Genomic DNA, 22,914 nt, shown 5'->3' on the forward strand with positions numbered 1-22,914 from the left:
GAGGCCTATTTTTGTGCAAGTTGGTATTAGCATTTTTGTAGCTCAGACGCCGCGTGGCTCCTCGCATATGCTCGGGCGCGCAGTCGCGCTTGCCAGGTTGCGATAATCGCAGTCATCGCAACCTGGAATAACTCCCGACAAAATACATATAACAGGAGCAGGGGCATGAATCGCCGCGAACTTTTCAAAACCATCAGCGCCACGGCTTTCGTGGCCGGATTTGCCGGTGTGGCCAGGGCGCAGACCGTCAGGCCCGCCGTTTCGCCGCGTCAGGTCTTGTCGCTTGATAAGGGCTGGCGTTTCCATGAAGGCGACATTCCTATGCCGCCGATCACCAACGCCTATGATGCCTCCAAGGCAGGCAATGCGATGGGCGCGGCCGCCGTCAAATATGATGACAGTGCATGGCCGCAAGTCACCCTGCCGCACGATTTTGCCAGCGCCCAGCCGTTTGATAAAGACGCCCAGCCCGCTCAGGGATACCGCAAGCGCGGCAACGCCTGGTATCGCAATACGCTTTTGTTTACCGGGGCCGATCACGGCAAACATATCGAATTGCAACTGGACGGCATGGCCACCTTCGCTACTGTCTGGTTCAACGGCATACTGGTGGATCGCAACTGGTCGGGCTATACCTCGGCCTATATCGACCTGACGCCCTATGTCTATTACGACAAGCCCAATCAGCTCGCCATCCGCGTTGACGCCACGGCAATGGAGGGCTGGTGGTACGAAGGGGCGGGGCTTTACCGTCACGCCTGGATCGTCAAGCGCGACCCGCTGCATATCGTCACCGACGGCGTCTTCGCCAATCCGGTGAAGGACGGCGACACATGGATCATACCGGTCGAGGTAACGCTCAATAATTCTGGCACGAAGACGGCGCAGGTGTCGGTGATCAGCGAATTGCGCGATCCGGCGGGCAAGGTGATGGGCGCGATCAACGCACAGGCCGCCTGCGATCCATTGGGTCAAAGCGTGATAAGGATGAGCCTGCCGGTTGGTTTTGCGCCCGATCTGTGGTCGCCTGAAACGCCGGTGGTGTATAGCGTCGCCACGCGGGTTGAGCAGGGCGGGCGCGTGCTGGATGCCGTCACCACGCCCTGCGGCTTCCGCACAACGCGCTGGGACGCCGATCAGGGCTTCTTCCTCAATGACCGGCACGTCAAGATCAAGGGCGTGTGCCTGCATCAGGATCATGCCGGCGTTGGCACGGCCATACCGGAAAATGTCATCGATTACCGGCTGAAGCGGCTGAAATCGCTGGGCTGCAACGCCATCCGCTTTTCGCACAACGCCCAGAACACCTATCTGATGCACGCCTGCGACCGGATGGGCTTTCTGGTCATGGCCGAGAACCGTAATTTTGACGCCTCGCCCGACTATATAGCGCAGTTGCAATGGCTGGTGCGGCGCGACCGCAACCACCCCAGCATCTATCTGTGGTCGGTGTTCAACGAAGAGCCGATGCAGGCCACCGAGCAGGGCTATGAGATGGTCAGGCGCATGAGCGCGGCGGTCAAGACGCTCGATACCACGCGCCCGGTCACGGCGGCGATGAGCGGCGGCCTCGACGCGGCGATCAGCGTGGCCGAGGCGGTCGATGTGGTCGGCATCAATTACCAGCAGGACAAGTACGACCTGTTCCACAAGGCGCACCCGGAAAAGCCGGTCTTCTCGTCGGAAGATACCTCCGCCTTCATGACGCGCGGCGAATACAAGACCGACAAGGACAGGCACATCATGGCCTCCTATGACGATGAGGCAGCGGGTTGGGGCGAAACCCAGCGCGACGCCTGGCAGGCGGTGGTGGAGCGACCCTATGTCGGCGGCCAGTTCGTCTGGACGGGGCTTGATTATCACGGCGAGCCGACGCCTTTTCTGTGGCCGTCCAACTCATCCTATTTCGGTATTCTTGACCTGTGCGGCTTTGATAAGGCCGCCGCCTATATCCACCGCGCCCAGTGGATCGACGCCACGCCGCAGCTCGATCTGGTGCCGCACTGGAACTGGCAGGCGGGCGAAAAAGTGCGCGTCATGGCCTGCACCAATGCCGACGAGGTGGAACTGTTCGTCAATGGCCAGTCGGCGGGCAAGCAAAAGGGTGACCGGTTGCGCATGAATTACTGGACGGTCGATTACGCGCCGGGTTTCATCGAGGCGCGCGGCTTTAACGGCGGCAAGCTGGTATCAAAGGTGCGCCATGAGACGACCGGCAAGGCGGTGGCTTTACGGCTGACGGCCGATCTCAACGCCCTGACCGCCAATGGCCGCGACGCCACGCCGGTGAAGGTCGAGGCCATCGACGCCAAGGGCCGCAATGTGCCTTTGGCGCAGGACATGGTTCATTTTACGGTGACGGGCGGCGCGATCATCGGGCTTGGCAATGGTGATCCGACCTCGCTGGAAGCGGAAAAAGGCAGCCAGCGCTCGCTGTTCAACGGTTTGGCGCAGGTGATCGTGCAGACGGGCGCGGCGGCGGGCAGCCTGACCCTGACCGCCTCGGCAGACGGGCTGAAACCGGCCAGCGTGGCGATCAAACTGACGCCCGGCGGCTTCACCGCCCCGTGGCGCGCCCCCGGCGACATCGCTGATCAGCCTACGGCGTAAGGCGCGGATCAGCCAAGTGCTCGGCAGCCACGGCGCGCCGTCTGCCGAGCCGTCCGGTCAGCCACAGGACATACATGTGGTAATCGCCCATAAATGACCACAGCGGATATTTGAAGGTGGCGGGCCGGTTATGCTCGACAAAAAAGTGCCCGACCCAGGCGCAACCATAACCGGCGGCCAGCCCGGCCAGAATCCACAGGGGATGGCGCGTCAGGATCGTCATGATCAGCGCCGCCACGCCGCAGGTCGAGCCGATATAGTGCAGGGCGCGGGTCAGCGGACGGCTGTGCTCGCTCAGGTAAAAATCGAAAAAGGCCGAATAGGTCTTGTAGCGCTCGCTCATGGTGCGCCTCCTGCTTTCTTCGCCATTATAGCACGGCATCAGAAAAAAGGATGAGCGACGAAAAGCACGAAAATTTGCGCTTGATTTCGCAAGTTGTGTGTTTTGGGATCTATGTTCGAAAGCGCCGCAGGCGTAATGATGTCATGTGTAAAATGATCCGAATAAGCATCGGAATTTTCGTGTCTTTTGTGCCTTTCGTGGCTAGAGCGGTCTGCATTCTGATTGAATCGGTCAAAGGAATGCAATCCGCTCTTTATTTTACGTTTTTCCGCATCTCGCATTCAATTTGTAAGTCAAATTAAACGCTCGTTGCTCTAGGCTTTACGAAACGGCGACGCCTCGGCCACCAGCATCTCCATCTGTTCGCTGACCGCTTCGCGCTCGGCGGCCAGAAAGCGTTCCACGGGGATGCGCAGGCGTTTGTCGCGGATATAGTGGGCCGAATAGACGGGGTGCGGCAGGTAGCCACGCGACAGCTTATGCTCGCCCTGCGTGCCCGCCTCAACGCGCTTCAGGCCACGCGCAATAGCGAAGTCGATGGCCTGATAATAGCAGACCTCGAAATGCAGAAAGGGCACGTCGATCAGCGTACCCCACTGGCGGCCATATAACGTGTCGTTGCCGATGAAATTGATGGCGCCCGCCACCGCCTCGCCATGCTGATAAGCGAAGACAAGCGCGATGCGGTCGCGCATCGTATGCAGGATGCGCGAAAAGAAAGCGCGCGTCAGATAGGGGCTGCCCCATTTGCGGTCATAGGTGCTTTCGATAAAGGCATAGATATGATCCATGTGGCGCTCATTCAGCTCATCGCCGGTCACCCACCTTAAATCAACGATTGACTGAACATCGCGCCGTTCACGTCGGATCACCTTGCGGCGGTTGGAAGAGAGCTGGGCCAGAAACGCATCAAAGCTGGCATAACCGGGATTATCGAACCAGAACTGCTGATCCTGCCGCAGCAGCATCCCCATCTCGCCCATCATCTGCCATTCGCCTTCCGTCGGGAAGGTGATGTGCAGCGAAGACAGTGTGTTGCTGTCACACAGTTTGATCGCCGCCTGCGCCAGGGCCTGCCGCACCTCCGGATCGGGCGAGAGAAGACGCGGGCCGGTCACCGGCGTGAACGGGATGGCGCCTTGCAGCTTGGGATAATAATCGCCGCCCGCCTGTTCATAGGCGCGCGCCCAGGCATGGTCGAAGACATATTCGCCCATCGAATGATATTTGACATAGAGCGGCATGACCCCGCGCACCACACCGCCTTCATCCTTCAGCGACAGATGCACGGGCTGCCAGCCACTTTGCTGATCAACGCAATGCGTCGCTTCAAGTGCTTCCAGAAAGGCGTATGATGTAAAGGGGTTATCGTCGTCTCTTAAACCATCCCATACAGTTTCGCCGATCTCGTCGATACGGTTGTGCAGGGTCAGGCTCAGAGCTGTGTTCATAACGGATGAGATAGGTTGGCGGGCATAAAAATCAAGCGATTAAAACGCCTTGCCCGCCGGTTCATCACTGAGCAGGCGGTGATTGAACAGCTTCCAGAAGACCAGCAGCCCCACCGCCGCCGCCGCCACGATTCCGGCGTGCATCAGCCAGAACCGAACCCCGCCCAGATCATCGAGCAGACCGGCCAGATAACCGACCAGCATTCCGGCGATAAAGAATTGCAGCAGATAGACGCCGATCATGGTGGCGTTGATCGAAGGCGGGGCGCAGCGCGCATACAGCGCCATACTGACCGGAACCAGATTGGCGAATCCTATATCATTGAGAAATTCAAACAGGATGGCCCACCACAGCGAGGCCTTGTGCGTTGGCGTCACCGTGGCCGCCGCCGCCGCCAGGGCCAGCAGGCCCAAAGCGGGCAGGAAGGCGGCAAAGGCGATCTTGGTCAGTTCATCGGGTTCGCGCCAGCGCGTGGCCCACCATTTCCAGAAGGCGACCGAACCGGCCAGCGTGATCATCGACACCACCGAATCAAGCGCCATCAGCCAGCTTGACGGAACCTCGAAGCCATAAAAATTCAGATTGAAGGCGTCATTGCCCCAGGTCAGGTAACCGTTGAAGATTTCTTCATTGCCGACCAGTGACACGGCCAGCAGCGGCAGCAGAACCACCAGCAGAGCCACCTTGACCCAGTCGTCCTTGGTCAACCTGACCTTGGGCGTGGCGGCCTTTTCGGCGCGGCTTTTCTCAGGCGGCAGCCATTTGCGACCGCTCAAATAGACGATCAGGCCGATCACCATCGACACGCCTGCCGCGCCGAAGCCCCATTCCCAGCCGACCTTCTGGCCCAGCGTGCCGCAGACCAGTGGTGAGGCGATGACGGCGGTATTGAAGACGAAATAGAAGATCTGAAAGGCCGTGCCACGCCTCTCGTCGCCGGGGCCGTAAAGCTCGCCGACCTGCGACGAGATATTGCCCTTGAACAGGCCGACGCCGAGCAGGATGCAGGTTAGCGCCGGCAGGAAGGACTGCTCGAAGGCCATCAGGAAGTGGCCGATGGTGGCGATGATCGCCCCCAGCGCCACGGTGCGGGTGCGGCCCAAAAACCGGTCGGCGATGAAGCCGCCCAGGATCGGCGTCATATAGGAGAGGGCGCCGTAAAAACCGGTAATCGCCGCCGCCAACTTCAGCGTGTTCATCGGGCCGTAAATATGCTCCAGACCTGCACGGAAGACGGTGAAACCCGTCACATGCTCGATATGGCCGGGCAGGAAAAGCTGCTGGGCGATATACAGCACCAGCAGGGACTGCATACCGTAATAGGCGACCCGCTCCCAGGCTTCGGTAAAAACGAGATAGAGAAGCCCCCACGGATGACCGATAAAGGCCCGGTCGCGGGCAGCGATGGCGGCGGCGTCACGCGGCATGAGGCATTCCCATAGGTGCTATCCGGCGGGAGCTTGTCTGCTGGGCTCCCGCTTGTCAACTGAACCGGTCAGCGCCTGTCCATGACCTCGATCAGGGCGTCGATCTCAACGGCGAAACCGAGCGGGATCTTGTACATGCCGACCGCCGAACGCGCGTGCTTGCCGGCTTCGCCCAGCACCTCGACCATCAGGTCGGAGCATCCATTGATCACCTGCGGGATATTGTAGAAATCGGGCCCGGCCTGCACGAAGGCATTGAGCTTGATCACCCGCACCACATTATCGAGATCGCCACCGGCGGCGGCCTTCATCTGGGCCAGCAGGTTGAGCCCGCACCAGCGCGCGCCTTCTACCGCCTCTTCCAGGCTGACATCGACGCCGACCGTGCCCTTGATGCCGCCCTTGCCGTCATTGGAAAGCTGGCCGGAAATATGGACGTGGTTGCCGGTGCGCACGAAGGGCACATAATTGGCCACGGGCGCGGTGGGGGTGGGCAGGGTGTGGCCAAGCGCCCTCAGGCGGTCTTCGCTGTTCGACATGAGGATAACCTTTCCGTTTGCGGTCTCTTGCCTATAAACGAAAGCGGCGTGGCCTCGCCAGACGTTTTTACCTTTTCACGCCTGTTCATCTTTCAATAACCTCCCCTTCACCTCGGCTTAAGAGAGTTGGGCTAGATTGCAGGCCAACGGCCAGATGGCCGGGCCCGTGCCCGGCGTCACATGGCGAACAAGGTCTGCGGCTGCCGTGCGCGGCCAAGGGTAAGCTGCCAAGGGTAAGCTGAATGACGCAAAAAAAGGTTCTCATTGTTGAGGATAACGTCCTCAACATGAAGCTGTTCCATGATCTGCTCGATGCGCAAGGGTATGCTACCCTGCAAACGGGTGAGGGGCTGTCGGCCCTGACCCTGGCGCGCCAGCACCGGCCCGACCTGATTCTGATGGACATCCAGCTCCCCGAAATTTCCGGCCTCGAAGTCACCAAATGGCTGAAGGAAGATGATGAGCTTTCGCATATTCCGGTGGTGGCGGTGACGGCGTTCGCCATGAAGGGCGATGAGGAGCGTATCCGCGAAGGCGGCTGCGAGGCCTATATTTCCAAGCCGATTTCCGTCACCCACTTTCTCGAAACGGTTCGCCGGTATCTCGGATAGCGGGGCTTTTGTTGTGTCGCTCTTCCTTATCCAAAAGTGGAACCACTTTTTGGGGAAACGCTCTAAATGACCGCGCGTATTCTTATTGTTGATGATGTTCCGGCCAATGTGCGCCTGTTGCAGGCCAAGCTTGAGGCCGATTATCATGAGGTCTTAAGCGCTGCCAATGGCCGCGAAGCCCTGACGCGCGCTGTCGAGAGCCAGCCCGACATCATCCTGCTCGATGTCATGATGCCGGAAATTGACGGCTATGAGGTCTGCCGCCAGCTCAAAAACAATCCCGACACGCGCCATATTCCGATCATCCTTGTCACCGCGCTCGATGGCCGCGAAGATCGCCTGTCGGGGCTGGAAGCCGGTGCCGACGATTTCATGACCAAGCCGCTCGACGACATCATGCTGATGGCGCGTTTGCAGGCCCTGGTGCGGCTCAAGCAGATGGCCGATGACCTGCGCGTGCGTGAGGCCAATTCGCGCCGCGCCGGTCTGATCGACAATGACCAGTATCAGCGCCAGATCTCGGCCACCGGCAATGTGCTGATTCTCGACGACAATGAACGTCAGGCCGAGCGCCTGATGCGTGTGCTGGGGCAGGATCACCGCACCGCCTATCTGACCGACCCGGTTCAGGCCCTGCGTATCGCGGCGGGGCGCGTCGATCTGATCGTGCTCAACCTGATGGCCAGCGCCTTCGATCCGCTGCGCTGGGTGGCGCAATTGCGCACCCAGGACGCCACGCGCCAGCGTCCGGTGCTGGTGATCGCCAATCCCGACGACCGCTCAAGCCTGCTCAAGGCGCTCGAACTGGGCGTCAATGACGCCGTGCCGCGCCCGGTTGACAGCCACGAACTGCTGGCGCGCGCCCGCACCCAGATCCGCCGCAAGCGCTATGGCGATTTTTTGCGCAACACGCTCGATCGTTCGCTCGAACTGGCCGTCACTGATCCGCTGACCCGGCTCAATAATCGCCGTTTCCTCGATAATCAGTTAGGCGCGCATCTGGCACGCCATATCCGGGGCGGGGCGGCTTTGTCGTTGCTGATGGTCGATATTGATTATTTCAAACGCATCAATGACGGCTATGGCCATGATGCGGGTGACGAGGTGTTGCGCGAATTTGCCCGTCGCCTCAGCCTCAATGTGCGCGCCATCGACCTGCCGTGCCGCTTCGGCGGTGAGGAATTTGTGGTGCTGATGCCCGAAACCGACGCCTCGGACGCGCTCAATATCGCCGAACGGGTACGGTCGCAGGTGGCTGAAAAACCGTTCGTACTGGCCAATGGCGCATCGCTTCAGGTGACGGTATCGGTGGGCGTGGCGACATCGCTGGGCCTTGGCGATTCGCGCGAAGCCCTGCTGAAACGCGCCGATGAGGCCGTTTACGAAGCCAAACAGGCGGGCCGCAACCGGGTGATCGTGCGCAGCGCGGCTTAATTCTGACTTTCAGGGCTTTCCGACCGGCTGTCGCCACTCGCGCCGGTGACCAGATCGGCGACCATGCTGGCGGCGCTGGCGCTGTAGCTCTGGCAGGCCGCCTTGCCATTGTCAGGTGTGGCCGCTTCGCCCGCATCGAGCAGTTCGTGCCAGCAGGTGGTCGTGTCGGGACAGGCGGTTTCGGCATGGTCTTCGGCTGTCTTCATGAACTGGGCGGTGATATTGACATCACCGGTCATGCGCAGCGTCACCTGGCGCGCCAGATCATCGGCCTGGCTATAGAGCTGCGGCCCGCTCACCGCCTGACAGGCATAGGTGATCATCACAAGGCTCGACAGGGCTTCGGGCAGGGTGGGGGCAGCGGTGTGCGGGGCGGCATCAGGTGTCTGCGCCAGGGCCGGATTCGGGGCTGAAGCGGCGACAGTCAGGCCGGACAGCACAGCCAGCAAGGCGGCAAGACGAACAGTTTTCATGATAAGCCCCGAACGGATGTACAGCTTTAACACGGACAGCAAAAAGCCGCGCCGGGATGCAAAAAAATCCCCCGGCGCGGCTTTCAAATTTCAGCGCAGGACTCACCTGCCGCAGCGAAACGCAAGCCTACTTGATCTTGCCTTCGCGGAATTCCACGTGCTTGCGCACGACCGGATCGTACTTCTTGACGACCATTTTTTCGGTCTTGGTGCGGGCATTCTTCTTGGTGACGTAGAAGAAGCCGGTGTCAGCCGTCGAATTCAGACGGATCTTGATGGAGGCGGGCTTGGCCATGACCAGTAGTCCTTGATTGTCAGGCGCACCACTTCAGAACCGCATCGGCGGGCGCGAATAAACGAGAGGGGCGGAAAATACTCAGGAACGCGGCGAAGTCAAGGGGCGCAGGGCGAGATTTCCGGTTTTAGAGCGCATCTAGAGCGGTCTGCATTCTGATTGAATCGGTCAAAGGCATGCAACCCGCTCTACATTTTACGTTTTTCCGCATCTCGCATTCAATTTGTAAGTCAAATTAAACGCTCGTTGCTCTAGCGCTTCTTCTTCTTTTTGCGCAGGTTCTTTTCACCGAATTTGGCACCGCCGGGTTTCGGTCGGCCTTGTGAAGGCGGGCCATTTTTACCCAGCGGGCCTGAGCGCGCCTGATGGCCAAGCGCGCGCTTGCGTGCGCCCAGCCGTGTACGCGGCGCGGTGGGATCGGGCGCTTCGGGTTCGCTGATCGCCTTGAACACCAGCCCGCCGGTGACCGGCATGGCCTCCATCAGCTCGACCTCGATCTTTGAGCCCAGCCGCCAGCGCAGACCGTGGCGCTCACCGATCAGGGCGTGCTGCACATCATCATGCACATAATAATCGTCCTTCAGCGACGAGACGGGGATAATGCCGTCAGCCCCCGTTTCGGCCAGCTTGACGAACAGGCCAAAGCGCGTGACGCCAACGATACGGCCTTCAAACGTCGCCCCCACCTTGTCGTGCAGGAAGGCGGCGATATAGCGCTCGATCGCCTCGCGCTCGGCCTGCATCGACCGGCGCTCGGTGGCGGTGATGTGCTCGGCCGTGTCGCCCAGAGTCTTGATTTCGTAATCGGTCAGGCCGTCATCACCCAGCTTCAGCGCGCGAATCAGCGCCCGGTGCACCACCAGGTCGGCATAGCGCCGGATCGGTGAGGTAAAATGGCCGTAATGGTTGAGATTCAGCCCGAAATGGCCGAAATTCTTCGGCGAATAATGGGCCTGCATCTGGGTGCGCAACACCACCTCATTGATGATTTCGGCGTTCGCCCCGTCCTTTTGCCCGTCGAGCAAGCGGTTGAAACGCGCCGTGGTCGGCGGCTCGCCCTTGTTCCACGGCAGGCCGAGCGTGGCCAGAAAATCGGCCAGATTGCCGACCTTTTCCATGCTGGGCGTTTCATGGACGCGATAGATCAGCGGCGTCTTGTGCTTTTCCAGCTCCTCGGCGGCGCTGACATTGGCCTGAATCATCATCTCTTCGATCAGACCGTGCGCATCCAGCGACACGCGCCGTTCGATCTTTTCGACATTGCCCTCGGCATCGAGATAGACGCGGCGCTCCGGCGAATTGATGTGCAGGGGCTGGCGGATGTTGCGTCCGCGCGTCAGGCAGGCATGGGCGGCCCACAGGGGCTTCAGCAGGCTGTCGAGGATCGGGCCGGTCTTGTCGTCGGGCTGACCATCAATGGCGGCCTGCGCCTGTTCGTAGCTCAGCTTGGCCGCCGAACGCAGCAGACCGCGCACGAACTTGTGGCCGATCTTTTTACCCTCGGCATCGAACACCATGCGCACGGCCATCGTGGCGCGGTTCTCGCCTTCCTGTAACGAACAGAGGCCTGAAGACAGCACATGCGGCAGCATCGGCTCCACCCGGTCGGGGAAATAGGTCGAATTGCCCTTGTCGCGCGCCTCGCGGTCGAGGCTGGAGCCGGGCGTCACATAGTGGGCCACATCGGCAATCGCCACCCACACCACCCAGCCGCCGGGATTTTTCGGGTCGTCATCGGCATGGGCATAGACGGCGTCGTCGTGATCCTTGGCGTCGGCGGGATCGATGGTGACGAAGGGCAGGTCGCGCAGGTCCGTGCGCTTGCCAAGACCGGGAGCCTTGGCGGCTTTCGCCTCGTCCTCGGTGCTGGTCTGGAAACCGACCGGCAGGCCATGACTGTGGATAGCCATGACCGAGGCGATGCGCGGGCTGTCTTCCTTACCGATCACCTCAACGACGCGGGCCGGGCGCGGGCCATAGCGGTGCAGGCCGCCAACCGGTGCCGCCAGCACCACATCGCCGTCTTCCAGCGCTTCCAGACCCGGCCCGGTCAGGGAAAAGCTGTTCTTTTCCTTGCGATTGACCGATTCGAGGCGGATTTCACGCTTGCTCTTGCGCACCACGCCGACTATGCGCGGCGCGTCCTGATCGAGGATCTTGATCAGCCTGGCCACCCAGCCATCGCTGGTTTTTTCAAAGCGCACATAGAGGCGGTCGCACATGCCGGGCGGCTTTTGCTGGTCGCTTGTCTTCAGTGGGGCCAGACGGGCCAGTGGCGCGGGGCTGTCATTGTTATGTGCGCTAACGCTTCGCTCCTTGAGCGCGTCTTTGCTTGCGCTAACGCTTCGCTCCTTGAGCGCGTCAGGCCTCCCCCAGCGTACCCACAGCTCGCCATCGACATCGCGCTCCACCACTTCGGCCACGCCGGTTTCGGGCAGGGCGCCCAGTGCGCCAAAGGTCTTGCGACCGCTTTTCATTAGCTGGCCGCTTTCGGCCAGCGCCTTCAGCCTTTGGCGCAGCAGGCGGCGATCATCGCCCTTCAGCCCGAACTGGCGGGCCAGATCGCCGACATCGAGTTCACGCATGGCCCCAATGGCGTCGAGCAGGGTCTGGTCGTCGGGCAGGCCGCGCGAATTATGCTTTGAAGCGGTTTCGGGGATGGCTTTGGGCTTGCGCGGTAATTTGATCATGCAGTCAATGTAGGCGAATCGAGGCTCCGCCGCCATCCTGCCCATATAATATTTAGAGCTTAACTTTTACCGCCCACGAGTGGACGGTAGAAGTTAAGTTTCGGCGGGTGTCTTTTCCGCAGACGTCTTTTTGGCGGCAGGCTTTTTGGCCGGAGCTTTCTTCGCCGCCGGTTTTTTGGCGGCAGCCTTCTTTGCCGGGGCCTTTTTCGCGCCCGAAGCCTTCAGCCCGCCCTTGGCATTAATCAGTTCCACCGCCTGTTCCAGCGTCACCGTTTCGGGCGTCATCTCCTTGGGCAGGGTGGCATTGACCTTGCCGCATTTGACATAGGGGCCATAGCGCCCGTTCATCACGGCGATCTTTTCTTCGCTGTCGGGGAAGACGCCCAGTTCCTTGAGCGGCGCTGCCGCAGCTCCACGTCCGCCCTTGCCGCCACCGGCGCGCTTCTGCGCGATCAGATCGACGGCGCGATTGATGCCGACTTCAAAAATCTCATCGAAATTCGACAGATTGGCATAGGTGCCGCCCGTTTCGACAAACGGCCCAAAGCGGCCAAGACCGGCCACAATCGGCTTCTGGTCTTCCGGGTGGATGCCGATGGTGCGCGGCAGGCTCAACAGCTTGAGCGCGCGGTTCAGATCAATCGTGGCGGGCGGCCAGGCCTTGGGCAGGGATGAGCGTTTGGGCTTGTCCTCTTTCGAGGCCGCTTCACCCAGTTGCACATAGGGGCCGAAACGGCCGATCTTGAGGCTGACCGTCTGGCCGCTGTCGGGATCGACACCCAGTTCCTGATCGCCGGAGGGGGCTGCCTCGCCATCGGCTGAGGGGGCGCCGACCGGCCGGGTAAAGCTGCATTCAGGATAGTTGGAACAGCCGACAAAGGCCCCGAAGCGCGAGGTTTTCAGCGACAAAAGCCCATTGCCGCAGGCCGGACAGGCGCGTGGATTGGTGCCATCGCCCTTGTCAGGGAAGATCAATGGCCCCAGCGCCTCATTCAGCGTGTCCAGCACCTGCGATACGCGCAACTCGGTCATGCCTTCGGCGGCGGCGTGGAAATCGACCCAGAAATCGCGCAGCAACTGCTTCCAGTCGAGCTTGCCATCGGACACCAGATCGAGCTTTTCCTCCAGATCCGCCGTGAAATCATACTGCACATAGCGGTGGAAGAACTGGTCGAGGAAGGCGGTGACCAGACGGCCCTTGTCTTCGGGGATGAAGCGGTTCTTGTCCATACGCACATAGGCGCGGTCGCGCAGCACGCCGAGGATGGAGGCGTAGGTGGACGGGCGGCCAATACCCAGCTCTTCCAGCTTCTTGACGAGCGTGGCTTCCGAATAGCGCGGCGGCGGCTCAGTGAAGTGCTGGTCGGGTGAAACCTTGTGGATGTCGGTCTTCGCGCCGACCTTGACCATCGGCAGGCGGCCGCCATCCTCATCCGCATCGTCGTCGCGGCCTTCTTCGTACACGGCCATATAGCCGTCAAAGGTCACCACCTGACCGGTGGCGCGCAGAACGATCTGCTGGTCCGCGCTGGTCATGTCGATGGCCGTTTTCTCGACGCGCGCCGCCTCCATCTGCGAGGCCATAGTGCGCTTCCAGATCAGTTCATAAAGCCGCGCCTGATCGCCTTCGAGGCGCAGGGTTTCCGGGCGACGATAGAAGGAGGTCGGGCGGATGGCTTCGTGGGCTTCCTGGGCGTTCTTGGCCTTGACCTTATAAAGACGCGGCGTTTCAGGCACGTAAGCGCCGCCGAAACGTTCGCCGATCAGCTTGCGCATTTCGCCAATCGCCGCCGGTTCGACATAGACACCGTCGGTCCGCATATAGGTGATCAGACCGGTGGTTTCGCCGCCAATATCAACGCCTTCATAAAGTTTTTGCGCCGTCTGCATGGTGCGGGTGGCCGAAAAGCCTAATTTGCGCGCCGCCTCCTGTTGCAGGGTCGAGGTGGTGAAGGGCGGCGGCGGGGTGCGTTTGCCGGGCTTCTGATCGACCTCGCTGACCGTGAAGCTGGCGTGCTGGATCGCATCGCGCGCCGCATGGGCCAGAACCGCGTTCGACAGGTCGAACTTGGCCAGTTTTTTGCCGCCAAGCTGGGTCAAACGGGCGGAAAACGGGGGCGAATCGGCGGAAACCTCGGCATCGACCGTCCAATATTCTTCGGTTTTGAACTTTTCGATTTCGATTTCGCGGTCCACGACGATTTTCAGCGCCACCGACTGCACGCGGCCCGCCGAGCGCGCGCCCGGCAGCTTGCGCCACAAAACCGGCGACAGGGTGAAGCCGACCAGATAATCCAGCGCGCGGCGCGCCAGATAGGCATCGACCAGTTCCATATCGATGTCGCGCGGCGCCGCCATCGCGGTCTGCACCGCGCTTTGGGTGATGGCGTTGAAGGTGACGCGCTGCACCTGCTTGTCCTTCATCAGGCCGCGCTTTTTATTGAGCACTTCCAGAACGTGCCACGAAATCGCTTCCCCTTCGCGGTCGGGGTCGGTGGCCAGAATAACGCGGTCAGACGATTTGATGGCCTCGGCAATGTCGTTCATGCGCTTCTGCGACTTGGGATCGAGTTCCCAGGTCATGGCGAAGTCGTCATCCGGCTTGACCGAACCGTCTTTCGAGGGCAGGTCGCGGATATGGCCGTAAGAGGCCAGCACCGTAAAACCCTTGCCGAGATATTTGTTGATGGTTTTGGCCTTGGCCGGGCTTTCTACGATAACGACGGTCATAAAATCTCTTATCAGGCGAAAAAGCGCGCCGGCTTGAAAAATGCGGCAAATAGCCCTGAACACGCAAGGTTGAGCGCGCCGGGGCTGTCGGCAGTGCCCGCATACATGCTAATCGATTACGCTCGTGTCAACGGCCTTGCCGGATCGCTGTGGATTTTTAGCCGAAACAACCAAAAAGTTAGTGTAATTTAAATACAACGCATGGTATGCTTAACGCGATGATTACAATGGAGTCTTCGCATGGCCTCTTCCTCCTTACGCACGACGCACGATCTCCGCCACCAGCAGAATGACATACTCGACTATATCCACGAAATCGTTCAGGAACTGGCCGATATGGCTATGCGCGCCGGTCATGAAGACCTGGCCGACAATCTGCGCAGCGACATTGCCCGCGCCCGTGACAGCCATGAGGATTCGCCTGACAAGGGTAATCCAGAACAACATCATGTCCTATAGGCGGGTGTAAAAACCGCCATCTGTCATCTGGATGCGGCCGGAAATTTCCAGTTCGCTTAAGGATGCCAGCCCGACAGGCACCGACGCGCCGCACAGCCGCAGCAGGTCATCACGGTGGCTGGGCGTGTCGCTGATCAGTTCCAGCAGGCGACGCGAAGTTCGCTCGATGTCGATTTCGGCGGCAGGGCCTGACGCCTTATCATAGGGCCGCCAAGGCGATTCCGGTGCGCTGAAACCCATCTGGCCTTCCAGAACGCGCAGCACGTCATCGGCGTTTTCGCATAGGTTAGCCCCCTGACGCAGCAGGTCATTGGTGCCTTTGGCGCGCGGATCAAGCGGCGAGCCCGGCACGGCGAAGACCTCGCGGTTCTGCTCGGCGGCGAGGCGGGCGGTGATCAGCGAGCCGGAGCGCAGTTCGGCCTCAACCACGATGGTGGCCAGACAAAGCCCGGAAATAATGCGATTGCGGCGCGGAAAATCCTGCGCCTGGGCGCGGTGGCCGACCGGGCTTTCCGACACGATCAGCCCTTCTGAGCGCAGCCGTTCGTACAGCGGCTGATTCTCCGGCGGATAGACATCATCAACGCCGCCGCCCAGTACGGCCACGGTGCCCGTTTTCAGGCTCATCTCATGGGCGCGGGTGTCGATACCGCGCGCCATGCCGGAAACAATTTGAAAACCAGCCTCGCCCAAGTCGTGAGCCAGCATCTGCGCCATCTTCTGACCGGCAGCCGAGGCATTGCGCGCCCCCACCATGCCGATGGCCCGGCGGCTGATATTGAGCGGCCCCAATGTCCACAGAATCGGCGGGGCGGCGTCGGCCTGAGCCAGCAGGGGCGGGTAATCGGCATCACCCATCACCAGCAGGTGCGCGCCCACGGCCTCGCCACGCGCCATTTCGGCCTCGACCTTATCGATGGGCGGCGGGGTGAGCGCGCCACCATTGCGGCGGACGAGATTGGGGATTTCTTCGAGCGCCCGCTGTGCCGTGCCGAAACGCAGCATCAGTTGCGCGAAATTGACCGGCCCGACGCGCGATGTGCGCGATAGCCTGAGCCGTGCGAAACGCTCGGCCTGATCCTGTGCTGGCTGTATATGATCGAACATCCGTGCCCCCTTAGTGGAAGGCTAACAGGGTTTCATGCGACAGGGAAGGCAAGTTTTTATCCACAGATGAACACAGATATTCCGGATAACCGCACGCTACCGCTATCGGACATGACATCCCCGCCATTGATGGGCGCGAAGCGCCCGTATTGGCGCATGGCGCTCACATTAGCGGTAGCGTGAAATCGCTATGAACATCTGTGTTCATCTGTGGATTCAAAGACCTTCCAAAGTCGCAAACTCTTAGGCTTTGAGTTTTACCACGTCGATTACAAGTTCATGGAATTCTTCGGAGAGTACAGCCTCCCAAGCTTCATTTCTTCCATCCATTCTTTCGAGCCGCAGACGAATAATGTCACCAGCACGTCGGGATGCAATGTCAGGGTAAGTGTCTTTGACAGCTTCAAATAGCCAACCTTGCGGGTTGCTTTTTCTCAGCTCCACAATTCGCGTATCACCCGCGTAGCTCATGCTGTATCTAAAAAGTGGCACGGCTTACGCTTCTTTCTTCTTGCCGATCTTCGGTTCCTCGCCTTTCAGCAGGCGGGCGATATTGGAACGGTGGCGGATATAGATCAGCACCGCCATGAACAGCGCCATGCCGACAAACGGATAGGCCGGATCGACAAAGGGCAGCAACAGGCTGACCGGCACGACCAGAGCCGCCGCGATCAGGGCGCTCAAAGACGAAATGCGCAAGGTGAAGGCGCTTAAAAGCCACAGCACAGCGGCGATCAGCCCCATCGGCCAGCAGGCGGCCAGAAGTGTGCCCATAAAGGTGGCGACGCCCTTGCCGCCCTTGAATTTCAGCCATACCGGATAGAGATGGCCGAGAAAGGCCGCCGCGCCCGCCAGTGCCATGCCGGTGTCGCGGTGTTCATTGCCGAGCAACAGCAGACAGGCCAGCCCCACCGCCGCCGCACCCTTGCCGGTGTCGCCGACAAAGGTCATCAGCGCCAGATCCTTACGACCGGTGCGCAGCACATTGGTGGCCCCGATATTGCCCGAACCGACGCTGCGGATGTCGATGCCCGCCGACTTCGCGGCGATATAGCCAAACGGGATCGAACCGAGCAGATAGCCGCCGATAAGGGCCAAAGCATAGATCAGGGGAGGGGGAAGGGACATCAATGCGTTCGTTTCGAAATGTGCGAGAAGAAGTATAACCTTCCCCTCGCCCCGTTCACGGGGAGAGGGTGGCAGGCTTCAGCCTGCCGGGTGAGGGGCTAATTAGCGGTGAATGCCCCTCATCCGGCTTTTGTTGCACTCAAGCCACCTTCTCCCCGTACACGGGGCGAAGGGAAGGTACGCCAGTTCAACCTATGTTCACTACAGTCTATCCCCCATGAACGATTCGTCCGTCCACGAGCGTCTTCAGCACCTTGCCTTGCAATGTGCGGTTTTCAAAGGGTGAGTTCTTCGATTTCGACAGGATGTCGCGTTCGCGCAACGCAAACGGCGCTTCTATGTCAACCAGAATGAGGTCGGCGGGCGCGCCCTTTTCCAGCCGTCCGGCCTCCAGACCCAGCAATTGCGCCGGGTTGATGGTGACGGCGCGGATCAGGTCGATCAGCGGAATATCGTTTTCGAAATGCAGACCGATCAGGGCGGGCAGGAGGGTTTGCAGGCCGATGGCCCCGGGCGCGCTCTCCGAAAACGGCAGGCGCTTGTCCTCGGCGGGGCGCGGCGTGTGGTTGGACACCACCACGTCGATCACCCCTTGCGCCAGCGCATCGATGAGGGCCAGCCGGTCGCGCTCGGCGCGCAAGGGCGGGTCGAGCCGGTAAAAGGTGCGGTAATCGCCGATGTCGATTTCGTTGAACATCAGATGGTTGATCGACACAGACGCCGAAACCTCCAGCCCGCGCGCCTTGGCGCGTTCCAGCGAGGCCAGACCCTCAGCGGTCGAGATCAGATCGACCAGAAACCGCGCCCCGGTCAGTTCCACCAGCCCCAGATCGCGCTCCATCATGATGCGCTCGGCCAGAGCGGGCACGCCGCTAAGCCCCATGCGCGCCGCCATCTCGCCCGATGTGGCCACGGCCCCTTCCGAAAGCCACGGTTCTTTCGGGCGATGGGCGATCAGGGCGTTGAACCCGCCCGCATAGGTCAGCACGCGGCTGAGGATTTTGGAATTGACGATCACATGGTCGGCGTCGGTAAAATAAAGCGCGCCCGCCTCGTCCATCAGGCCGATCTCGGCCATCGTCTTGCCGCCGCAGCCCTTGGTGGCCGCGCCCGCCGGATAGACATGCACCAGCTCAATGTCGCGCGCCCGGCGCAGGATGAAATCGACCATGGCCGGCTCATCGATCACCGGATCGGTATCAGGCAGCACCACGAACGAGGTGACGCCACCGGCGGCCGCGGCGCGGCTGGCCGATTTCAAGGTTTCGGCCGGTTCATTGCCCGGTTCGCCGGTGCGCACGCGCATGTCGATCAGGCCGGGCATGATGGCGTTTTCGTCGCAGTCGATGACCTGAATACCGGCATGGCCGTTGATGGCGTCATGGCCGTGGATGACATCGGCGATCACGCCATCGGCCACGATCAGCGAGCCGGGGCCATCATAATCGCTGGCCGGATCGATCAGGCGGGCATTGACGAAGGCGATGGCGGTTGTGTCTTTGATCATTGGAGCTTCCTTCTCCTCCCTGTCGAGCCTCTTGGCGACGATGGGGAGGGGGACCACGAAGTGGTGGAGGGGTAACTTGCAAACGGCGCGAAGGCCCCTCCGTCATCTTCGCCAAAAGGCTCGATGCCACCTCCCCGCGTGACCGCAGGGAGGTGGGAGGTTATTCGGTGCATGGCGGGGCTCATCGCTCGTTCTCCAGACGCGCCGCCAGGCTGGCCAGCACCGCCATGCGCGCAGCCACACCCATCTCGACCTGATCCTGAATCAGCGATACGCTCAGATCATCGGCCACTTCCGAATCGATCTCGACGCCGCGATTCATCGGGCCGGGGTGCATGACGCGCACATCCTTCGCAGCCACGGCCAGTTTTTCGCGGTCGAGGCCATAGAAGCGGTAATATTCGCGCGTCGAAGGGATAAAGGCCCCGTCCATACGCTCAAGCTGAAGGCGCAGCATCATCACCACATTGGCGCCCGCTATGCCTTCGCGCATATCGTGATAAACGTCGGCACCCCATTGATCGGCATCGCCGGGGATCAGAGTCGGCGGCCCGACGAGCCGCACATTGGCCCCCATCGCATTGAGCAGGATCACGTTGGAGCGCGCCACGCGCGAATGCAGCACATCACCGCAGATGGCGATGGTAAGCCCATCGACATGGCCAAAGGCGCGGCGGATGGAGAGCATGTCGAGCAAGCCTTGCGTCGGGTGCTGGTGCTGGCCATCGCCCGCATTGACCACTGAACAGCCGACCTTTTGCGCCAGCAAAGCCGCTGCACCCGAAGCCGAATGGCGCACCACCAAGAGGTCGGGCTTCATGGCATTGAGCGTTACCGCCGTGTCGATCAGGGTTTCACCCTTGGCGACCGACGAGGTTTTCATGCTCATATTGATCGTGTCGGCACCGAGGCGTTTGCCCGCCAGTTCAAAGCTCGATTGCGTGCGCGTCGAGTTCTCAAAGAACATATTGACCAGGGTCTTGCCCTTGAGCAGGTCGAGTTTTTTCGACGGCTGGCGGTTGAGGTCAACAAACACGTCGGCCAGATCGAGCAGGGCCAGGATGTCGGGCGGATCGAGATCCTGCGCCGCCAGAAAATGCGCCTTGGGGAAGGGCGTCAGGCGGGCTCGGATCAGGTCGTTGACGTCGGTCATGTGGAACTCAATTGCAGAACGGGGCCTTTATGTCTCAAGACCACAGCTTGGGCGGTTTTGGCAAGAGCCGCAGGAATGAAGTCAGGCCAATATCTTCCCCTCTCCCTGCGAAGCGGGGAGAGGACGGAAGCCAAGCGCAGCGAAGGCGACCGGGTGAGGGGCCTTTGCACGACCGGCAGACCACCCCTCACCCGAGGATCGGCGGCTTTGCCTTGCTCCTCGTCCTCTCCCCATTGTCATGGGGAGAGGGGAATTAAAGAGTTATTCCAATCCATACCCTTGTAGCTTAGCTCAGATGAAACGCATAAAGCAGCACCGGCACGGCCACGGCGCTCATCACGGTGGTCAGTGCGATCACCCCGGCCATCAGAGGCGCATCGCCGCCCATATGGCGGGCCAGCACATAGCCGGCCGCCGCCGTCGGGGCCGCGCCGCAACACAGGGCCACGCCCTGCGCGAGGCGGTCGCCGCCCAGCCGGAAGCAGATATACCAGCAGATGACCGGCATGATCAGCACTTTGAAAACCGCGATGGCCCCGACCAGCAACGGTCGCGCCGCCACATAGCCGAAGCTTAAGCCCGCACCGGCCAGAATCAGACCGGTCGGGATGGCGGCCTCGCCCAGCATGGTCAGCGCCTTCTCAATCGGCGGCAATCCGGGCACATGCAGGAAGTTGAGTGCCAGCCCCAGCAAACAGGCGGCGAAGATCGGATTGGTGACCACGGTGCGCGCCAGTTGGGCGGGTGTGCGCCGCACCGCTTCGCCCTCCGGTTCACCCCAATGGGCCAGCACCAGAATGCTCAGCAGATTGGTGGTCGGGATCAGGGCGCTGACCGCAACGGCGGCGATCCCCAGCGCCTTCGGGCCAAAAAGGGCGGCAGCCACGGGGATAAAGACGAAGGAATTGAAGCGGATCAACCCCTGAAATACGCTGGAATAGGTGGGGCCGGACAGCTTCAGTACCGGTTTCAGCGCCAGTCCGAGCAGGGCGGCGATGGCGATGGTGATCAGCACCGCCAGCCCCACCGGCCCGGCGGATGGGCCGGACAGGTCGGCGTGCCAGATGGCGGGCACCAGAAAGCCGGGATACAGCACATAGACGGCGAAGGTTTCGACAGGCCGCCAGGCAGGCAGGGGCAGGAAAGCCGACTTTTTCAGGACATAGCCGAGCGCGATCAGCAGGAAGATCGGCAGAAGGCCCGCAAGGATCGTCATCAAGGGCATATGGAGCTGTCCTTGTGCAAGACGGACAAGGCAGAAAAGCAAGAACCCCCACCACCACGCCTCAAGTGAGGCGCGGTCCCCCTCCCCATCATAGATGGGGAGGTATAATAGGGTCGTTTTTTCTGTACCTCCCCATCTATGATGGGGAGGGGGACCATCCGGCCAAGCCGTAAGGCGAAGGCGGATGGTGGTGGGGGTTCTTGCTGACTTAATTCACTCATAGGCGGCATCCCGCATCCGGTCGAGCGCGGTGTTTTTTTCGCTCACGGCAGTTCGCCGGGCGAACGCCTCCGCGGGGGCGGCGAAGGGTCGCCGACGTCCAGTCGGACGTTTCAGGGCGCTCAAGATATTCATTCCGCATCCCGCATCCGGTCGAGCGCGCCCTGTAGAATATAGGCGGCGGCGTTGCGGTCGATCACTTCGGCACGCTTGGCGCGGGTCAGGTCGGCCTCTTCGATCAGGAAGCGGTTCATCACGCTCGATGACCAGCGCTCGTCCCAGAAGGCGATGGGCAGGTCACGCAAACGCAATAGATTACGCGCGAAAGCCCGAACCGACTGGCAGCGCGGGCCTTCTGTGCCATCCATATTCATTGGCAGGCCGATCACCAGCCCTGCGGCTTCGCGCTGCTCCATCAGCCTGAACAGGCGCTCGGCCTCCAGGGTGAACTTGCTCTTGCGGATCAGTTCGAGCGGCGAGGCGAGGGTGAGCGAAATATCCGACACGGCCACGCCGATGGTTTTTTCGCCGAGATCGAGGCCCAGCAGGGCGCGGCGCGGCGGCAGGGCGGCTTTCAGGTCGGTAATGTCGAGTATGGCCATATCGCGTCCAGTGACTCAGTCATGCCGCCAAGTCAATCTGTGCGGTTCTTTAAGTTGAACGGCTTGTCGCGGCGTGGCGATGCGCCCGGATATTGTCGATCAGGCTGTTTCTGACGATGTCGAACAATTTTGCTGGTATCTGGCCATGGAAAATATCCATGCGTCCATTACGCTCAAAGGGGCGTATATCCGGCCCCGGCCACACAAAACGGTTGATTTCCGTCGTGACGATATAGCTGGCCGGACGATCGGTCAGGCCGAGATGATTTTTGACCTGCGGCGGCATCTGGACTGCGGTACGCATGTCTTCGGGCGTTTGGCTGGTGACGGGGCAGACCGATATGACGGTTTCGCCATTCTGGCTCTCCACGCTCAGAACGACCACGGCGGGCCGGTCTTTGACGCCGTCTTCCTGACCAAGCGCGGCTTCGTGTGCCCACAGATAGGCGTAGTTTAACACATCACCCGGCTGAGGAGTCGTCCATGAGGTGATCGAGCGACCGACTGCTTTCCGAGGGGGCGCTGGTCTTGAGGGCTTCGATGAAGGCATCGTCAAGATCCTTTGCGTGAATGGCTTGACGGTCGCGGCGTTTGAGGCGTTCGTATTCAGAGGCTGAAATCATGACCAGCCGCGTCGTGCCGTGACGCTGAATGCCCACGGGCTGGAGCATGGCTTCGTCAGTATAATAGCCGAATTTTCTTTGCACCTCGGCGGCAGGGACAGTCAGAATGGTTTCGGATTGGATACTCATGAAGATCGCTCCAAAAAAGCGGTATTTCGCCAAAAGGCGAGGCATTGATGATGGCGAATTATAAATACACCTGATTTTCAATTTATACAAATAATATGTAAAATATGTAATTGTGGATACCGACTCTTGTTAGGCTTGCCTCTTGCCAAAACCGTCAC

At 60.7% G+C, this 22,914-nt stretch carries 21 protein-coding genes; 4 read left to right on the forward strand and 17 right to left on the reverse strand.

Going from position 1 to position 22,914, the window contains the following annotated elements; all coding sequences use genetic code 11:
* Window positions 1-165: 165 nt before the first annotated feature.
* The gene (gene galA / locus QB905_RS01995; RefSeq protein ID WP_282972900.1) at window positions 166-2,610 is read left to right on the forward strand and encodes a beta-galactosidase GalA; all 2,445 of its coding nucleotides are present in this window, start codon (window positions 166-168) and stop codon (window positions 2,608-2,610) included.
* Here the strand turns inward: galA and QB905_RS02000 are convergent.
* The 4 genes from QB905_RS02000 to QB905_RS02015 form a co-directional block, all read right to left on the reverse strand.
* Window positions 2,600-2,953 (reverse strand): Mpo1-like protein, encoded by a 354-nt coding sequence (locus QB905_RS02000; RefSeq protein WP_282972901.1) that lies wholly within the window; start codon window positions 2,951-2,953, stop codon window positions 2,600-2,602. The genes galA and QB905_RS02000 overlap by 11 nt on opposite strands.
* Window positions 2,954-3,267: 314 nt before the next feature.
* Window positions 3,268-4,404, reverse strand: a complete 1,137-nt coding sequence (locus QB905_RS02005; protein ID WP_282972903.1) for a GNAT family N-acetyltransferase — start codon at window positions 4,402-4,404, stop codon at window positions 3,268-3,270.
* Window positions 4,405-4,443: 39 nt separating this feature from the next.
* The gene (locus QB905_RS02010; RefSeq protein ID WP_282972904.1) at window positions 4,444-5,832 is read right to left on the reverse strand and encodes a peptide MFS transporter; all 1,389 of its coding nucleotides are present in this window, start codon (window positions 5,830-5,832) and stop codon (window positions 4,444-4,446) included.
* Between the two features lie 68 nt (window positions 5,833-5,900).
* Entirely contained in the window at window positions 5,901-6,371 is a 471-nt protein-coding gene (locus tag QB905_RS02015) for a RidA family protein (protein ID WP_282972905.1), read from the reverse strand.
* 242 nt (window positions 6,372-6,613) lie between these two features.
* Here QB905_RS02015 and QB905_RS02020 point away from each other — a divergent pair, with 242 nt between their 5' ends.
* Window positions 6,614-6,982, forward strand: a complete 369-nt coding sequence (locus tag QB905_RS02020; RefSeq protein ID WP_282972906.1) for a response regulator — start codon at window positions 6,614-6,616, stop codon at window positions 6,980-6,982.
* Window positions 6,983-7,048: 66 nt separating this feature from the next.
* On the forward strand, window positions 7,049-8,416 hold the full coding sequence (locus tag QB905_RS02025) for a PleD family two-component system response regulator (RefSeq protein ID WP_282972907.1): 1,368 nt from the start codon (window positions 7,049-7,051) through the stop codon (window positions 8,414-8,416).
* Here QB905_RS02025 and QB905_RS02030 read toward each other — a convergent pair.
* The 4 genes from QB905_RS02030 to topA form a co-directional block, all read right to left on the reverse strand.
* Window positions 8,413-8,889, reverse strand: a complete 477-nt coding sequence (locus QB905_RS02030; protein ID WP_282972909.1) for a hypothetical protein — start codon at window positions 8,887-8,889, stop codon at window positions 8,413-8,415. The two genes, QB905_RS02025 and QB905_RS02030, sit on opposite strands and share 4 nt — an antisense overlap.
* 127 nt (window positions 8,890-9,016) lie before the next feature.
* Window positions 9,017-9,184, reverse strand: coding sequence for a 50S ribosomal protein L33 (gene rpmG, locus QB905_RS02035; RefSeq protein ID WP_282972910.1), 168 nt, complete (start codon window positions 9,182-9,184; stop codon window positions 9,017-9,019).
* A 251-nt stretch (window positions 9,185-9,435) separates the two neighbouring features.
* The gene (rnr, locus tag QB905_RS02040) at window positions 9,436-11,874 is read right to left on the reverse strand and encodes a ribonuclease R (protein ID WP_282972911.1); all 2,439 of its coding nucleotides are present in this window, start codon (window positions 11,872-11,874) and stop codon (window positions 9,436-9,438) included.
* 93 nt (window positions 11,875-11,967) lie between these two features.
* Window positions 11,968-14,604, reverse strand: a complete 2,637-nt coding sequence (gene topA / locus QB905_RS02045) for a type I DNA topoisomerase (RefSeq protein WP_282972912.1) — start codon at window positions 14,602-14,604, stop codon at window positions 11,968-11,970.
* A gap of 240 nt (window positions 14,605-14,844) precedes the next feature.
* Between topA and QB905_RS02050 the strand changes: the two genes are divergently transcribed.
* On the forward strand, window positions 14,845-15,063 hold the full coding sequence (locus QB905_RS02050; protein WP_282972913.1) for a hypothetical protein: 219 nt from the start codon (window positions 14,845-14,847) through the stop codon (window positions 15,061-15,063).
* Here QB905_RS02050 and dprA read toward each other — a convergent pair.
* From dprA to QB905_RS02095, 9 genes are all read right to left on the reverse strand, one after another.
* Complete coding sequence (gene dprA, locus QB905_RS02055) at window positions 15,058-16,170, reverse strand: DNA-processing protein DprA (RefSeq protein ID WP_282972914.1); 1,113 nt, start codon at window positions 16,168-16,170, stop codon at window positions 15,058-15,060. The two genes, QB905_RS02050 and dprA, sit on opposite strands and share 6 nt — an antisense overlap.
* A 243-nt stretch (window positions 16,171-16,413) precedes the next feature.
* Window positions 16,414-16,641, reverse strand: coding sequence for a hypothetical protein (locus tag QB905_RS02060; protein ID WP_282972915.1), 228 nt, complete (start codon window positions 16,639-16,641; stop codon window positions 16,414-16,416).
* A 24-nt stretch (window positions 16,642-16,665) separates the two neighbouring features.
* Window positions 16,666-17,298, reverse strand: a complete 633-nt coding sequence (gene plsY / locus QB905_RS02065; protein WP_282972917.1) for a glycerol-3-phosphate 1-O-acyltransferase PlsY — start codon at window positions 17,296-17,298, stop codon at window positions 16,666-16,668.
* A 208-nt stretch (window positions 17,299-17,506) separates the two neighbouring features.
* A complete protein-coding gene (gene pyrC, locus QB905_RS02070) occupies window positions 17,507-18,805 on the reverse strand; it encodes a dihydroorotase (protein WP_282972918.1) in 1,299 nt (432 codons plus the stop codon).
* Window positions 18,806-18,986: 181 nt separating this feature from the next.
* On the reverse strand, window positions 18,987-19,958 hold the full coding sequence (locus tag QB905_RS02075; RefSeq protein WP_282972919.1) for an aspartate carbamoyltransferase catalytic subunit: 972 nt from the start codon (window positions 19,956-19,958) through the stop codon (window positions 18,987-18,989).
* Between the two features lie 286 nt (window positions 19,959-20,244).
* A complete protein-coding gene (locus QB905_RS02080; RefSeq protein WP_282972920.1) occupies window positions 20,245-21,183 on the reverse strand; it encodes an AEC family transporter in 939 nt (312 codons plus the stop codon).
* Between the two features lie 350 nt (window positions 21,184-21,533).
* A complete protein-coding gene (gene ruvX / locus QB905_RS02085) occupies window positions 21,534-22,004 on the reverse strand; it encodes a Holliday junction resolvase RuvX (RefSeq protein WP_282972921.1) in 471 nt (156 codons plus the stop codon).
* A 49-nt stretch (window positions 22,005-22,053) separates the two neighbouring features.
* Window positions 22,054-22,464, reverse strand: a complete 411-nt coding sequence (locus QB905_RS02090; RefSeq protein ID WP_282972922.1) for a type II toxin-antitoxin system PemK/MazF family toxin — start codon at window positions 22,462-22,464, stop codon at window positions 22,054-22,056.
* Window position 22,465: 1 nt separating this feature from the next.
* Entirely contained in the window at window positions 22,466-22,756 is a 291-nt protein-coding gene (locus tag QB905_RS02095; protein ID WP_282972923.1) for a type II toxin-antitoxin system Phd/YefM family antitoxin, read from the reverse strand.
* Between the last annotated feature and the right edge of the window lie 158 nt (window positions 22,757-22,914).

Source organism: Asticcacaulis sp. EMRT-3, from assembly GCF_030027245.1.
In the GTDB taxonomy this organism is placed as follows: Bacteria; Pseudomonadota; Alphaproteobacteria; order Caulobacterales; family Caulobacteraceae; genus Asticcacaulis.